We start from the raw sequence: 13,645 nt of genomic DNA on the forward strand, positions 1-13,645 counted from the left end.
CATGGCAACCGTATCGCTCAAGAATCTCACCAAAAGCTACGGCCCGGTGGCGGTGGTGCACGGCATCGATCTCGAGGTCGCCGACCGCGAGTTCATCGCGCTGGTCGGGCCGTCCGGTTGCGGCAAGTCGACAACCCTGCGCATGATCGCCGGCCTCGAGGCGATCAGCGACGGCGTCATCGAGATCGGCGGCCGCATGGTCAACGACCTGCCGCCGCGCTCGCGCAACATCTCGATGGTGTTCCAGTCCTACGCGCTCTATCCGCATATGACGGTGCGCGAAAACCTCGGCTTCTCGCTCAAGATCGCCGGCGCCGCGAAAGAAGAAATGGACCGTCGCGTCGCCGAAGCGTCCGGCATTCTCGGCCTCGACCAGTTGCTCGACCGCCGGCCGTCGCAACTGTCCGGCGGACAGCGCCAGCGCGTGGCCATGGGCCGCGCCATCGTGCGCGATCCCGATGTCTTCCTGTTCGACGAGCCACTTTCCAATCTCGACGCCAAGCTTCGGACGCAGATGCGCACCGAGATCAAGAAGCTGCACGCCAAGGTCAAGTCGACGGTGATCTACGTCACCCATGACCAGGTCGAAGCGATGACATTGGCGGACCGCATCGTCATCATGCGTGACGGTTTTATCGAGCAGGTCGGCACACCCGACGAGGTCTTCCGCCGGCCGCAGACACGCTTCGTCGCGGGCTTCATCGGCTCGCCACCGATGAACCTGCATGAGGCGGTTGTCGACGACGGACAGCTGCTGTTCGCCAGCGGCGAGAAGCTGCCTCTGCCCAGCCAGTTCAAAGCCAATGTCGAAACCGGCGACAAGGTCGTGTTCGGCCTCAGGCCCGACGACATCTATCCGACCGGACACGGCATCAGCTCCGGCGAAGATGTCGACGTCCACCAGGTCGAGTTGCCGGTGACCGTCACCGAGCCGCTCGGCAATGAGACGCTGGTGTTCGCCGAATTCAACGGCAGCGACTGGGTATCACGGATGCTCAATCCAAAGCCGCTCAAAGCCGGCGACCGGGTCAAGATGAGCCTGGACCTGTCGCAGGCCCATCTGTTTTCTGCTGAAACGGGCAAGACATTGCGAGGTTAAAATCATGGCAAAGATCGAGAAAGTCGAACTGCGCATGGTCGACTTGGTGCCTAAGGTCAAGCGCACCGATGCCATCCAGAGTTTTGTCAGCCAGGAAACACCGATCGTCACCATCACCGATGCCGACGGCGCGGTCGGCTCCGGCTACAGCTACACGATCGGCACCGGCGGCTCGTCGGTGATGCGACTGCTGGCCGACCACCTTGCGCCGCGGCTGATCGGCCGCGACGCCGACATGATCGAGGCGGTCTGGCGCGAGTTGGAGTTCGCCACCCATGCCACGACGATCGGCGCGATCACGGCAATCGCGCTGGCGACCATCGACACTGCTCTTTGGGACCTGCGGGCGAAGAAACAGAGACTGCCGCTGTGGAAGCTGGCCGGCGGCGCCAAGGACCGCTGCCCGCTCTACACGACCGAAGGCGGCTGGCTGCATATCGAAACCGAGGCGCTGGTCGAGGATGCGCTGGCCGCCAAGGCCAAGGGTTTTCGCGGCTCGAAGGTCAAGATCGGTAAGCCGCACGGTTCCGAGGATCTTACTCGGCTGACGGCGGTGCGCCGGGCGGTTGGAGACTCCTACGAGATCATGACCGACTGCAACCAAGGCTTTTCGGTCGACGAGGCAATCCGCCGGGCCGAACGCTTTCGCGACCTCGACCTCGCCTGGATCGAGGAACCGCTGCCGGCCGACGACATTGACGGCCATGTGCGGCTGTCGAGTGCGACGTCGACGCCGATCGCGGTCGGCGAGTCGCTCTATTCGATCCGGCATTTCCGCGAATATATGCAGAAGGGCGCTTGCTCGATCGTGCAGGTCGATGTCGGCCGCATCGGCGGCATCACGCCGTGGCTGAAGGTGGCGCACGCGGCCGAGGCGTTCGACATCCCCGTCTGCCCGCATTTCCTGATGGAACTGCATGTCAGCCTGACATGCGCCGTTCAGAACGGCAGATATGTCGAGTATATTCCCCAGCTCGACGAGCTGACCGGCAAGAAAATGCGTATCGAGGACGGGCATGCATTGGCGCCGGACGAGCCCGGCATCGGCATCGACTGGGACTGGGATGCGATCAAGGCGAAGAGCATCGCGGAATTCACCACGACGATAGTGAAATAGGAGGCGGACATGCAGCGAATGGGAATGGTGCTCGGCCTCAAGCCGGAGAAGGTCGCCGAGTATGTGCGGCTTCACGCCGCCGTCTGGCCGGACGTCCTCAAGATGATTTCCGCCTGCAACATCAAGAATTATTCGATTTATCTGAGGGAGCCGGAGCACCTTTTGTTCAGCACCTTCGAGTACCACGGCACCGACTATGCCGCCGACATGGCCAAGATGGCCGCCGATCCCACGACGCAGGAATGGTGGGCGCTGTGCATGCCATGCCAGGAGCCGCTGCCGACCCGCAAGGAGGGCGAGTGGTGGGCGTCGATGGACGAAGTCTTCCATTATGACTGATGACATTTTCGATCCTGCCTCGCTCTCCCAGGCCTGGGCACAGCCGTCAAAGCCCAGGCCGATCGTGATTTTCGGCGCCGGCTCGATCGTCGGCGATGCGCATTTCCCGGCCTATGGGAAGGCCGGTTTCCCGGTTGCCGGGCTTTTCGACCCCGACCTGGCCAAGGCCGAAAAACTGGCGCAGAAATGGGGCGTCACCGCTTACCGGTCGGTCGAGGAAGCTGCTGCGATCAAGGACGCCGTCTTCGATCTGGCGACACCGCCGGCCTATCATGCCGGCGTGCTCAGGGCGCTGCCCGATGGTGCGGTGGCGCTGATCCAGAAGCCGATGGGCAGCAATCTCACCGAGGCGACCGAGATCCTCGAAATCTGCCGCTCCAAAGACCTCAAAGCGGCGGTGAACTTCCAGCTCCGCTTTGCACCGATGATGCTGTCGCTCAGGGATGCGATCGCCAAGGGCTGGTTGGGCGACGTGGTCGATTTCGACGCATGGCTGGCGCTTGCGACACCCTGGCAGCTCTGGGAATTCCTGTTGCAGGCGCCGCGCGTCGAGATCGCCATGCATTCGATCCATTATCTCGACCTGATCCGGCAATTGCTCGGCGACCCCAAGGGGGTTCACGCCAAGACGCTCGGCCATCCCGGCCATAAGGTTGCGCAAACGCGCACCAGCGCGATCCTCGACTATGGCGACACCGTGCGCTGTGCACTGTCGATCAACCACGATCACAAATTCGGTCGAAAACACCAGGCCTGCGAATTCCGCATCTGCGGCACCGAAGGCGCCGCCTACCTCAAATTGGGCGTCAACCTCGACTATCCGCGCGGCGAGCCGGACATCCTCGAAATCTACCCCAAAGGCGGCAAGGACTGGATTGCGGTTCCACTCGTCGGCGCATGGTTTCCGGACGCCTTTGCCGGCCGCATGGCCAATGTCCAGCGCTACGCGTCGGGCGAGGACGCCGAGCTTGTCAGTTCCGTCGAGGACGGCTGGAACACCATGGCGCTGGTCGAAGCCGCCTACCAATCGAGCGCGGCGCCGGCAACACCGATCGCGGCGAGGCCCTGACTTGGAGCAGACTGTCTATTTCGAGGACTACCAGATCGGCTCGTCGCGCATGACCAGCGGGCGCACCATCACCGAGACCGATTTCGTCGTCCATGCCGGCCATACCGGTGATTTCTTTCCCCATCACATGGACGCCGAGTTCATGAAGACGACGCCGTTCGGCCAGCGCATCGCGCACGGCACGCTGGTCTTTTCGGTCGGCGTCGGGCTGACAGCAAGCGTCGTCAACCCGGTCGCCTTCTCCTATGGCTACGACCGGCTGCGCTTCATCAAGCCGGTGTTCATCGGCGATACGATCAAGACCCGCGCCACCATCTCGGCCAAGGAAGACGACCCGAAGCGGCCCGATTCAGGCCGGGTCGTCGAGCGCTGCGAGGTGATCAACCAGCATGGCAACGTGGTGCTGGTCGCCGACCACATCTACATCGTCGAGCGTCGCGACAAGCCGAGCAGGGCCTCGACGGACGGCCCCGAAACCTGAAACAAAAAAACCGCCTTGCGGCGGGTCCTCGGTGCGAATCAGCACCATACGCAAATTAGTAGCATAGCTGCCGGCACAAAGCAAGAACAAAATGTGGCGCTGTCCGCAAAAAAATGCGAATTCACTTCACCCGTTCCCGTCTTTATCCGCTTGCCGAGATCGCGCTCAAGGCTGCCTGCCCCGGAACGTTAAGGTGGAACTGTCGGCAGGCAGCGGATGGTGCCGGCATCGGGAATTGGTCACACCCGGTTGACCGGATATACCGCCTTGCCGCCGCGCAGGACCGCTGCGACGTCGGCAAACACCTTGTTGCGAACCTCCGCGTAAGATTGCGTCGAGTAGTGCGCCGCGTGTGGACTGACCAGGACGGTGTCCAGCGCCAGCAGCGGATTGTCGGGCGAAGGCGGCTCCTGCTCGAACGTGTCGATGCCCGCGCCTGCCAGATGGCCGCGCCGGATCAGATCCGCCAACGCGACCTCGTCGACGAGGCCGCCGCGGGACACGTTAATGAATATCGCTCCTTCCTTCATCCGCGACAGGGCATCCGCCGACATGATGTTTCTGGTCTCCGGTGTCGCTGGAACGTGCAGCGAGACGATGTCGGCCCTGGCTAGCAGCTCGTCGAAGCCGACCGGTTCGGCACCGCCGGCCGTGATGCGCTCTGCCGGCATATGCGGGTCGTAGGCGATGATATGATAGCCGAAGACCCGCGCCCGCTCGGCAGTCAGGCGCCCGATCTGGCCGAAGCCGATCAGCCCGAGAATCTGCCTGTCCGGCCGCGTGATGCCGGCACCGTCGGTCATCGCCGCCCAGCGGCCGGCGCGCACCGCGCTGTCGAACTGCTTCAGCCTGCGCGCCAAGGCCAGGATCAGGGCCATGGCGTGGGTGCTGACTTCCACCAGATTGGCGTCCGGCACGTAGGTTACCTGAACACCGGCACGGCTAGCGGCCTCGACGTCGATCGAGTCGAGCCCTACGCCGAACCGCCCGATGACCTTGAGGTTCTTCAGTTCCGCCAAAACGCGAGCCGTGATCGGCTCCCGCAATACCATCAATGCGTCGGCGTCGCGGCAGTGTTCGATCAGGGCATCTTCTGTGAGCAGCGTCTTTTCGACAAACTCGGCGCTCAAGCCGTCGAGGTAGCGCAGCTGCTCCTCCTCGACTGACAGCACACCGTCGGTCTTGATGATCTTCATGGCAAACTCTTGCTATGAGGCGCTGCGCGCCGAGGCGACGCCGGCGGCAAGGCCGGCGCCGAGAAACATCGTGTCGCTGGCCAGCATGTAGAAGCTGATGCCGTGCCGCGACCATTTGCCGACATCATCCGCCGAAGGGCGAAAGATGCCGACGGCCTTGCCGGCCGCGCGCGCTACGGCCGCAATCCTGGTAATCGCGGCATTGAGCTTGTCCTGGCCGGCCGGCCCCATGGCGTCGATCGAGACCGACAGGTCGCCGGGGCCAATGAAGACCACGTCGACGCCGTCGACCTGGACGATGTCGTCGATGTTGGCCAGGCCCTCTGCCGTCTCGACCTGGATGGCGACCGTCAGGACCTCGTTGGCCGATTTGAGGTAGTCCGGAATCCTGTAGCCATAGCCGGCGGCGCGGCCCGGGCCGACACCGCGTGCGCCGACCGGCGGGTAACGGCAGGCCATGACCACCATGCGGGCTTGCTCGGCCGTCGAGACGCGGGGTACCAGGACGCCCGACGCGCCGGCGTCGAGCGCGGCCGCCATCCATTCCGGCGTGTGGCCGGGAACGCGCACCATCGCGGGAACCTTGTGGACATCGGCGGCGCGAACCAGATCCTCGAGCCGTTCGCGGCCGATCTGCGAATGCTCCCAGTCGATGCACAGGAAATCGACCCCGCTGGCGGCCGCCACTTCGACCGCCACCGGGTGCGGGATGGCGCAGAACGTGCCGATGAGGCGATCGAGAGAGACACATTTCTTGCGAAAGTCGTACATGAAATCTCCAGAGATTTTTCGGCGTCGGCAAAACCTGTTTGCGCTATGTGGCCCGCGGCAAAGGATGCACGGCTTCCGTCGACATCGGGAAATGCCGGCTGCCGCCTGAAAACGGCGGGAAAGTCTTGTAGTCGGCGCGCATCTCCAGCCGCGCCGGCGACTGCAGGGCGTGCGTCAATGCCGCGGGGCTGTCGAACATGACCCGGTTGCGCTGCATATGGTCGATGCGCGGCCAGGGCAGCGAACCGCACCAATCCAGTCGCGACAGAACCTCGATGTGGCGAATGCCGGGGAAGCCCCGCATCAATTGCGGATGATGCGTCACATAGTGGTAGAGCCAGACATTCATGTCTTCGGCCGGCCCGGGATAGTGGACAAGATAGCTGCAGGGGAGTCCCGACGTCTGGACGCCAGCGTCGTCGACGGGAAACGGACGCACGCACATAGCCTGTTGCGTCGGCCTCGAACCGGCGACGCTCGACAGCATACCCGGTGCGGCAAGCGCCTGCAGATGGCCGGACGGCGCCAGCGCCGCCTCCATGTCCGCCAATTCGTCGAAATAGAGCTGGAAGCCAAAGACCGGCGGTGGGCCATCCTTGTTGAACATGTCCGTCGCCACTTCGGGCAGATAGATGTTTGCAAGCGCAAGGCCCGGCGTCGATGCAATCACCCGCCGCACGGCATCAACGTCTTCACCGGCGATGGCCAAATTTGCCTCGCGGTCATCATGGAAGAAAGCAAGATAGGCAAAGCGCATTTGGACACCTGCTGGATCGAGTTCGACTAGATCAAATTCGGAAGAAAGAGAGCGATCTGCGGAAAGAGGACAATCAGCAGGATCAGCAAAAGCGTCAGCGCGATGTAGGGTGCCGCTGACATGGCAACCGTCTTGAGCGATGTGCCTTTCGGCGCAACACCGATCATGATGAACAGCAGCAGACCAAACGGCGGCGTGGTGAAGCCGACCTCGTAGGCGAGCAGCAGGATCAGCCCGAACCATACCGGCTCGTAGCCGAATTGGTGGGCGATCGGCAGGAAGATCGGCAGCGTGATCAGCATCATCGAGACCTGATCCATGAACATGCCGAGCAGCAGGATGACGAGCACCATCATGAGCAGCATGGGATACGGTCCAAGATCATAGCCGACGATGAACTGGATAAAGCCGTTGGAGGCGCCGGAGAAGGCGAATATCTGCGAAAACGTCGTCGAAGCCGAGATGATCAGGAAGGTCATGCCGGTGACCTTCATCGCATCGTCCAGCGACCTCCAGACAACCGACCAGCTGAACCGCCGGTAGACAAACAACAAGGCGAACACGGCGGCACAGCCGAGCCCCGCCGATTCCGTCGGCGTCGCTATTCCAAGGATGATCGTGCCAACCACCATGAACACGATGACGCTCATCGGAATGATGTTGACGGCAACCGCCCTCACCTTCTCGGCCGCAGGAACGGCGGGCACCGGATAGTGCGGAGAGGCGTCCGGATCGATCTTCGTCTGTGCGAAGATCAGCGCCGCGTACATGACAACGAGGAGCAGCCCGGGCAAAGCCCCCGCTATGAGCAGCGCGCCTACGTCGATCTGGGCCAGCGAGCCGAGCAAGACGGCCAGCGAGGATGGCGGGATGATGACGGCAAGGCTTCCGGCGCCAAGCACCGGGCCGTAGGCCATATGCGGCTTGTAGCCCCGCTTCAGCATCTCCGGCACCATCAGCGAACCCATCATGCCGGTATTGGCGAGGCTCGAGCCCGACAGCGCGGAAAAGATTGTGCCGGCGGCGAGAACGACATAAGCGAGGCGTCCGCGCAGATTGCCGATGCACAGGTCGAGCGCGTAGATGACCTTCTCGCCGAGGCCGGAGCGGAAGAACAGGCTGCCCATGACAAGAAACATCGGCAGCGGAGCGAGCGCATAGGTCGAGACGGCGTCGGAGAAGTTGGCGACCATCTGCGTCACGCCGATCGAACCGCCGAAGAACAGGTACAGCCCGATCACATTGGTGACGAAGAAAGCGAAGGCGACCGGCAGCCCAAGCCCCATCAACACGAGGATGGTGCCAACAAGCACGGCGAATGGAAACAGCCAGGCCACCGGTCAGAGCCCTTCCATTTCCAGCGGATCGAGCGTGTACAGCGTGTCACGGCCGAGGAGATATCTGAGCCATTCCAGCGCAGAGAGGTAGAAGGCGAGCATGATGGGCAGAAAGACCAGCCATTTCGGCATGTCGAAACTGCGCGTTTCATATTCGCCGCCCGCCACGGCGCTTGTCAGGGAAAACAAGGCGACGCTGCCAAGGTAGAGGCTGACGCCGATGCAGGCGAGATAGACCAGTTTTTCAAGCACCGCCCGAGCCCGCATCGGCAGCGCCTTGCGCAGGAACTCGACGAAGACATGGCCCTTGCTGTGGACCAGCCAGGGCATCGGCAGGAATGCCGCGTAAAGCAGGCCGTATTCCGTCGCCGATACTGCCCAGGCAAGCGGCCTCAGGCCCAGATTGCGGACGCATACATCAGCAACCACCGCGACGATGATGAGGCCAAGCACCACTTTTGCCGTCGCCGCCAACGCAAGGCTCAGCTTCGCAATCGCTGCAAACAATCTGTCCATGTCCGACGACCCTCATGTCCACCGTTGCCCCGCTTTTGCCCAGCTTTGATGGAGGGCTTACAAGGCAGCCTCCGCTCGGCTACTGGAAGAATTTCTTCAACTGATCGATGTTGGTGGGATCGCGTTTGGCCATTCTCGCCCAGCTCGCCTGCGTGGCAGCCGCCAGGAATTTGTCGCGGCCGGCACCGGTCAAGCTGATCACCTTCTGCCCGCCGTCGATCATCGCCTGTGCCTGCTTTTCCGACTCGGCAAGATTGGCGTCATAGCTCGCGCGCTCGTATTCGACGGCCGTGTCGGCAAGCAGCTTCTGCGCCTCGGGCGACAGCGTGTCCCATTTGGCCTTGTTGATCGAGATCAGCACGTCGGTTTTGAAGAATTGCGGGTCGACACGGTATTTGGTGAACTTGTCCCAGCCGAACGACGCATAGCCAAACACGGTATAGGCGTTGGCATTGACGACGCCGCGCTCGAGCGAGGTGTAGACGTCCCCTGGCGCTTGCACGATCACCGTTGCGCCCAGGGATTCAAGGAAATCGCGATAGAGCGGCGACGAGCGGATCTTCAGGCTGCTCCAGTCGATGCTGCCTTCGCTGTTGAGCTTGGGTTCGTCGATGGTGAAGACGTTGAAGCCCGAGCCCGCGTCGACATGCGCCAGCAGATGGGCATTGGCCTTCTTCTCGAAAATTCCGCTGATGAAGTCCCAGCCGCCATTCTCGCGAACCTCCCACGGCGTCTTTGTCGATGCGGAGAACACCTCGCCTTCGGGCACGAGCTCGAGGAACTGCCCTGCCGGCGTGTCGATCACGTCGATCAGGCCGCTCCTGAGCGCCGCGCCCTGCTGGATCGGCGGAATGACCTCCGGCCCGCCACGCACGTTGATCTGGACCACACCCTTGCCCTTTTCGTTCACCTTCTGAACGAACTTCAGGAAGCTCTGGGCGTAGCCGTTCTGCGTCGGCGTAAAATGCACGGCGTTGAGGACGACCTCCTCGGCCGGGGCGATACCCGCCACACCCGACAGGAGTGCAGCCAGAACAAGGGATTTCCAAATGCGCATTGCCGTACTCCCTTTGATAGTTCGCCCATGATCGGGCCGATCTGAAAATTACAATCGCTGCGCCGCCACGCGAACGGCGGTTAACTGGCATCATCTCCTACTGTCAGGAACCGTCCATGTGCGTAGAAGACCGGCGATCGGTCAGCGCGGTCCAGCGCGACGCCTGAGACGATGCCGATGACGATCATGTGCGACGCCCGCACAATGATTTCGGCCACCCGGCATTCGAACATTGCCCGCGCGCCGACAAGCAAGGGCGCGCCGGTTTCGCCACGCACCCATGATCCGGACGAGAACCGCGCGGCCCCCTTGGCTTTGGTCATGCCGCCAAAGGCACGCACAACGTTCTCCTGGTCGCCGGCTGGCAGATTGACCGAAAAGGGCAAGCCTTCGCGAATGGCCGAGGCAAAGGTGCTGCTGCGGTTGACGCAGGCCAGCAGCGAAGGCGGCTCGGCACTGAACGAGCAGAGTGCCGTCGCCGTGATGCCGCAAAAGCCGATCTCGTCATGTTCCGACGCGAGGATGGCGACCGAGCCCGCCACGGCCCGCATTGCCTGCTTGAAGGCGCGCGGATTGATGGCGTCGTGTCCATCCACCCACGGCGTCGGAATGGCGGCCGCCGGCATCAATTTACTCGAAGCCCGGCCTGGCGCATCAGCGGCAGCACGCGGTCGCAGAAGAAGGGCAATTCGTAGGTATAGTTGACGAATGTGAGGGCGGCGCCGGAATAACCCTGGTCCATGATCGCAGTGAGGTCGTCGACGATCTTTTCCGGCGTGCCGATGAGCGGGAAAGTTCCAGCACCGCCGGCGAACCTTTGCCGATATTCGGTGAAGGCCTTCGCATCATGCGAGTTCGCGAATTCCTTCTTCTTGCGCATATGCTCGTCGACGGCGCCCTCGTCCGCGCATTCCAGCGCGTAATGCCGGTAATAATCCTCGGCTTCCTGCTGGGTTTCCCGGCAGACGACGTGACAAACCGTATAGACGCCGACTTCGCGTCCGACTTCGGCCGCTCGGTTGGTGATGTCGACCACATGCGCACGGCCGTCGGCAATTTCGGAAAAAGTCGAAAACAGGTAGTCGCAGTGGCGCGCCGCATAGTTGCGCCCCGGCGCGCCGAAGGCGGCGTTCATGGTCACCGGTCGCGGCGCCTGCAGGCTTGGCGGGCGGCTGACGACCCCCTTCAGATCGTAGAACTCGCCGCTGAAGTCGAACGGCTCCCTCGATTGATAGGCACGCACGATGATGTTGATCCATTCCTCGGCCTGATCGTAGGTCCGCTCGCCGACCGTCTGCCCGAACATGGCGAACTCGTCCGGGTTCCAGCCGCAGACGATGTTCAAGCCGGCACGCCCGTTGGAGATGTGGTCGACCGTCGCCAGCGCTTTTGCAGCCTGCAGCGGATGAACCAGCGGCACATGCACCGTCATGAACAGGCCGATGTTTTCGGTGGCGACAGCAAGACCCGCCGCCCAGGTGAACGTCTCGAACGACCATTCCCGCACATGCGTCAAACCGCCGAAGCCGCGCCAGCGGGCGATCGGCAGCAGAAACTCGAGGCCGGCGCGATCGGCGATGCAGGCGGAGTTGAGGTTGTCTTCCCAGCGGGCACGCCAGCGCTCGGGGACGGTGGTCATTGCCAGGCCGCCATCGGCGTTCATGGAAAAGACGCCGAGCTTGAACCTGTTCGGCCCTTTCAGCGGGTGCTGCTTCCTGATCATGATTTCCCCCGCCGTGACATGCTCTTGCCCTCGCCGTCGGAGTTTTGAAACGGTGGGCTCAGCTTCATGAAACGCTCCTCGGCGTTCTGAATGAAGTGGGTCATGCGGTCGTAAGCGGCGACGGCGTCGCGCTTGACGAATGCCTCGTAGATGGCGCGCATGCCGGCCACGATAACGGCCTGCGTCGGCTGGTGCGACAGCGTCCTTAAACGGACGACGAGTACATGGTCGACGAAGCGGGCAATCGTTTGTGAAAGACGCTCGTTCGCGACCGCGCCAAGCCAACAATTCCTGAATGCCGAATTGGCCTGGAAAAAGCGGTCGGCATCGCCATCTGCGGCCGCAGCCTCTGCCTCCCGGAGCGCGGCTGCCAGGGTCTTGAGGCCAGCGGCGTCAAGTGTCCGTGCGGCGTGCGCGGCGGCCCGCGGCTCGAGCAACCGGCGGACCTCGAAGATGTCGGCGACATCCGTTGCGGTAAGCGTGGGCAGCGTGAAGCCGCGTGTGGTGCCGACGAGATAGCCCTCATGCACCAACTGCATCAAGGCGTCGCGGACAGGCATTCTGGAAATGCCGAGCCGGGCGGCAATATCGACATCGACCAGCTTCTGGCCAGGCGCCAATTCGCCATGCTGTATCGTCAGCCGGACTTGTTGATAGACCTGGGCACGCAGATTGCCATCGCCAACCCGTTTGAGCTCTATCGTTTCCGTCATCCACGCCTTCCCATGCGAAGATTTCGTATATCGTTTGAGGCTGTGATCTCGCAGTCGTGCCGTTGAAATGCAGCCATATATCGGCAGAAATCGACCTGTCAGCCATGTTCCCGGCTCAAGTGAAGCACAGGCTGGATCACCTGGCAAGATATTTCAAGTCTATAATGTATACTGTTTGAGCTCGCTGTCCGGAGGGCAGAGGATCGCGCCGTCTGTGCTGCCGCGCCGCGCGACGGCGGGTACAGGGCGCGGTTCGGTAAAAAACGTACAGACGTTTTTCCGTGACACATCGAAGTTGGCGGATTTAACTAAAATTACTTGCGATCTGCGCGCGCCGGCACGCCCACCCCCGATCCCCTCGCCGGTGCGCATTACTGGATCGCCCGCCGTATCGAAAGGTGCGGCGGGCTTTTCGTTTCGTTTGGCGGGGAGGCGCTTATGCGAGACTTGCCCAGGAATATCGACGCCGACGTCGTGATCGAAATCAGCAAGTTGCTCGACGACCGGGCGAAGTCCGTGCCGGTGCCGGTGCACAAGCTGGCGGCGATGATCCGGCTGGGCGTCGAAACCCTTCTGACCGATCACTCCATCGAGGAGCTGATCGTGGAAATGGCCGCGACGCGGGGGCTTCCGATGCTGTTCGATTTGCCGGTGATCAATGTCGACAACGTCGTGCCGATTGCCTTGGCGCGCCGTCCCCGCTGACATTTCGCTCGAGCCCCATCGGTAGTCGCGTCGCCGCCCGACTTCACTTGTCCTGATGCGCCGGCCGAGTGTCGCCTTTCTTTTCGGGGTCATGGGTATGGTGGCTGTCGCGTTCGCCGCCGCCGCCGGAGACCTTGCTGTGGCTGCGCTGGTCTGAATCGGCCGGCGGCTTTTCGACGCTCAGCGGCTTCTTGGCGTTTTCGTGCGCGGCGCCGGGACCGCCCTGGCGGATGCTGGCAGGAGTTTTCTTCGACGTGGACATGGCCTAGCGATCCTGGACGTTGCCTTGATGAGTGGTGTTGACCTTCGTATTGCCTTGCTGACCCTGCTTGTCGGGATCGGGGACGGTGGATTGCGGTGCCTGGTCGGCTGCTACCGATTTTTTGTCACCGGCGCCCTTTGGGCTCAGATTCTTCGGCGGCACAGGGGGAGGTTTCGTGCTCATGGCGTTTCTCCTTCCGCCACCCAAACAAGCGGCTCGGGAGAAAGGTTCCCGAGGGTCCGATACGAACGGCGATTGCCGCAACGAGCCGGGTCCACAGGCCGTGGCTTGGGGCCGGCGGGGTGCCCGCACAATCCAGGATTATTTCTTGATGATGTTTCCGTTGTTCAGATCGAAGGCCTGGGCACCGAACGCCTGCCTGAAGAAGTCCTCCTGCAGATCGCCCCATTCGCCGAGATAGGCGCCGCAATTGCTGCAATAGATCGGTGTGGAATCCTTCGGGTTGTCGGGAATCTCCATCAGGATCGTCCCGCACGCCTTGC

At 62.4% G+C, this 13,645-nt stretch carries 19 protein-coding genes; 7 read left to right on the forward strand and 12 right to left on the reverse strand.

The features are described from left to right. The first annotated feature begins 1 nt into the window (after window position 1). From NKI22_RS06650 to NKI22_RS06670, 5 genes are read left to right on the forward strand one after another with little or no spacing between them, the layout of a single operon-like run. Entirely contained in the window at window positions 2–1,099 is a 1,098-nt protein-coding gene (locus NKI22_RS06650; RefSeq protein ID WP_023716655.1) for an ABC transporter ATP-binding protein, read from the forward strand. Between the two features lie 4 nt (window positions 1,100–1,103). Continuing rightward, window positions 1,104–2,216, forward strand: a complete 1,113-nt coding sequence (locus tag NKI22_RS06655) for a mandelate racemase/muconate lactonizing enzyme family protein (RefSeq protein WP_023716654.1) — start codon at window positions 1,104–1,106, stop codon at window positions 2,214–2,216. A 9-nt stretch (window positions 2,217–2,225) separates the two neighbouring features. After that, on the forward strand, window positions 2,226–2,555 hold the full coding sequence (locus NKI22_RS06660) for an L-rhamnose mutarotase (protein ID WP_023676093.1): 330 nt from the start codon (window positions 2,226–2,228) through the stop codon (window positions 2,553–2,555). Continuing rightward, window positions 2,548–3,624 carry a Gfo/Idh/MocA family protein gene (locus NKI22_RS06665; RefSeq protein WP_352715857.1) on the forward strand — a complete coding sequence of 359 codons (1,077 nt, stop codon included), beginning with the start codon at window positions 2,548–2,550 and terminating at the stop codon, window positions 3,622–3,624. The genes NKI22_RS06660 and NKI22_RS06665 overlap by 8 nt, the downstream gene beginning before the upstream one ends. Window positions 3,625–3,673: 49 nt before the next feature. Next, a complete protein-coding gene (locus tag NKI22_RS06670) occupies window positions 3,674–4,105 on the forward strand; it encodes a MaoC/PaaZ C-terminal domain-containing protein (RefSeq protein WP_051409582.1) in 432 nt (143 codons plus the stop codon). A gap of 239 nt (window positions 4,106–4,344) precedes the next feature. Here the strand turns inward: NKI22_RS06670 and NKI22_RS06675 are convergent, their stop codons facing one another. The 9 genes from NKI22_RS06675 to NKI22_RS06715 all read right to left on the reverse strand — a co-directional run bounded on the left by NKI22_RS06675 (window position 4,345) and on the right by NKI22_RS06715 (window position 12,082). Next, window positions 4,345–5,301, reverse strand: a complete 957-nt coding sequence (locus NKI22_RS06675; RefSeq protein ID WP_023716651.1) for a C-terminal binding protein — start codon at window positions 5,299–5,301, stop codon at window positions 4,345–4,347. A 12-nt stretch (window positions 5,302–5,313) separates the two neighbouring features. After that, window positions 5,314–6,072 carry an HpcH/HpaI aldolase family protein gene (locus tag NKI22_RS06680; protein ID WP_023716650.1) on the reverse strand — a complete coding sequence of 253 codons (759 nt, stop codon included), beginning with the start codon at window positions 6,070–6,072 and terminating at the stop codon, window positions 5,314–5,316. Window positions 6,073–6,115: 43 nt separating this feature from the next. Then, window positions 6,116–6,829 (reverse strand): hypothetical protein, encoded by a 714-nt coding sequence (locus NKI22_RS06685; protein ID WP_023716649.1) that lies wholly within the window; start codon window positions 6,827–6,829, stop codon window positions 6,116–6,118. A 26-nt stretch (window positions 6,830–6,855) separates the two neighbouring features. Then, window positions 6,856–8,166 carry a TRAP transporter large permease gene (locus NKI22_RS06690; RefSeq protein WP_352715861.1) on the reverse strand — a complete coding sequence of 437 codons (1,311 nt, stop codon included), beginning with the start codon at window positions 8,164–8,166 and terminating at the stop codon, window positions 6,856–6,858. A 3-nt stretch (window positions 8,167–8,169) separates the two neighbouring features. Continuing rightward, on the reverse strand, window positions 8,170–8,682 hold the full coding sequence (locus NKI22_RS06695; RefSeq protein ID WP_023716647.1) for a TRAP transporter small permease: 513 nt from the start codon (window positions 8,680–8,682) through the stop codon (window positions 8,170–8,172). Between the two features lie 79 nt (window positions 8,683–8,761). Beyond that, complete coding sequence (gene dctP / locus NKI22_RS06700; RefSeq protein ID WP_023716646.1) at window positions 8,762–9,739, reverse strand: TRAP transporter substrate-binding protein DctP; 978 nt, start codon at window positions 9,737–9,739, stop codon at window positions 8,762–8,764. Window positions 9,740–9,819: 80 nt separating this feature from the next. Continuing rightward, window positions 9,820–10,365, reverse strand: coding sequence for a flavin reductase family protein (locus tag NKI22_RS06705; RefSeq protein WP_352493919.1), 546 nt, complete (start codon window positions 10,363–10,365; stop codon window positions 9,820–9,822). Continuing rightward, window positions 10,365–11,459, reverse strand: coding sequence for an LLM class flavin-dependent oxidoreductase (locus NKI22_RS06710; protein WP_023716644.1), 1,095 nt, complete (start codon window positions 11,457–11,459; stop codon window positions 10,365–10,367). The genes NKI22_RS06705 and NKI22_RS06710 overlap by 1 nt, the downstream gene beginning before the upstream one ends. After that, window positions 11,459–12,082, reverse strand: a complete 624-nt coding sequence (locus NKI22_RS06715) for a GntR family transcriptional regulator (RefSeq protein WP_352814512.1) — start codon at window positions 12,080–12,082, stop codon at window positions 11,459–11,461. The genes NKI22_RS06710 and NKI22_RS06715 overlap by 1 nt, the downstream gene beginning before the upstream one ends. On the opposite strand from NKI22_RS06715, the gene NKI22_RS06720 reads away from it, so the two are divergent. After that, window positions 11,987–12,241 carry a hypothetical protein gene (locus tag NKI22_RS06720; RefSeq protein WP_352639243.1) on the forward strand — a complete coding sequence of 85 codons (255 nt, stop codon included), beginning with the start codon at window positions 11,987–11,989 and terminating at the stop codon, window positions 12,239–12,241. The genes NKI22_RS06715 and NKI22_RS06720 overlap by 96 nt on opposite strands. A gap of 408 nt (window positions 12,242–12,649) precedes the next feature. Next, on the forward strand, window positions 12,650–12,880 hold the full coding sequence (locus tag NKI22_RS06725) for a hypothetical protein (protein WP_352547441.1): 231 nt from the start codon (window positions 12,650–12,652) through the stop codon (window positions 12,878–12,880). Window positions 12,881–12,923: 43 nt separating this feature from the next. On the opposite strand, the gene NKI22_RS06730 is transcribed toward NKI22_RS06725, so the two are convergent. The 3 genes from NKI22_RS06730 to NKI22_RS06740 form a co-directional block, all read right to left on the reverse strand. Beyond that, on the reverse strand, window positions 12,924–13,142 hold the full coding sequence (locus NKI22_RS06730; protein ID WP_352715865.1) for a hypothetical protein: 219 nt from the start codon (window positions 13,140–13,142) through the stop codon (window positions 12,924–12,926). A 3-nt stretch (window positions 13,143–13,145) separates the two neighbouring features. Then, window positions 13,146–13,325 (reverse strand): hypothetical protein, encoded by a 180-nt coding sequence (locus NKI22_RS06735; RefSeq protein ID WP_031193315.1) that lies wholly within the window; start codon window positions 13,323–13,325, stop codon window positions 13,146–13,148. A 138-nt stretch (window positions 13,326–13,463) separates the two neighbouring features. Next, window positions 13,464–13,622, reverse strand: coding sequence for a hypothetical protein (locus NKI22_RS06740; RefSeq protein WP_023716639.1), 159 nt, complete (start codon window positions 13,620–13,622; stop codon window positions 13,464–13,466). Window positions 13,623–13,645: the final 23 nt, after the last annotated feature.

This window comes from Mesorhizobium sp. M0778, assembly GCF_040320105.1.
Taxonomy (GTDB): domain Bacteria; phylum Pseudomonadota; class Alphaproteobacteria; order Rhizobiales; family Rhizobiaceae; genus Mesorhizobium.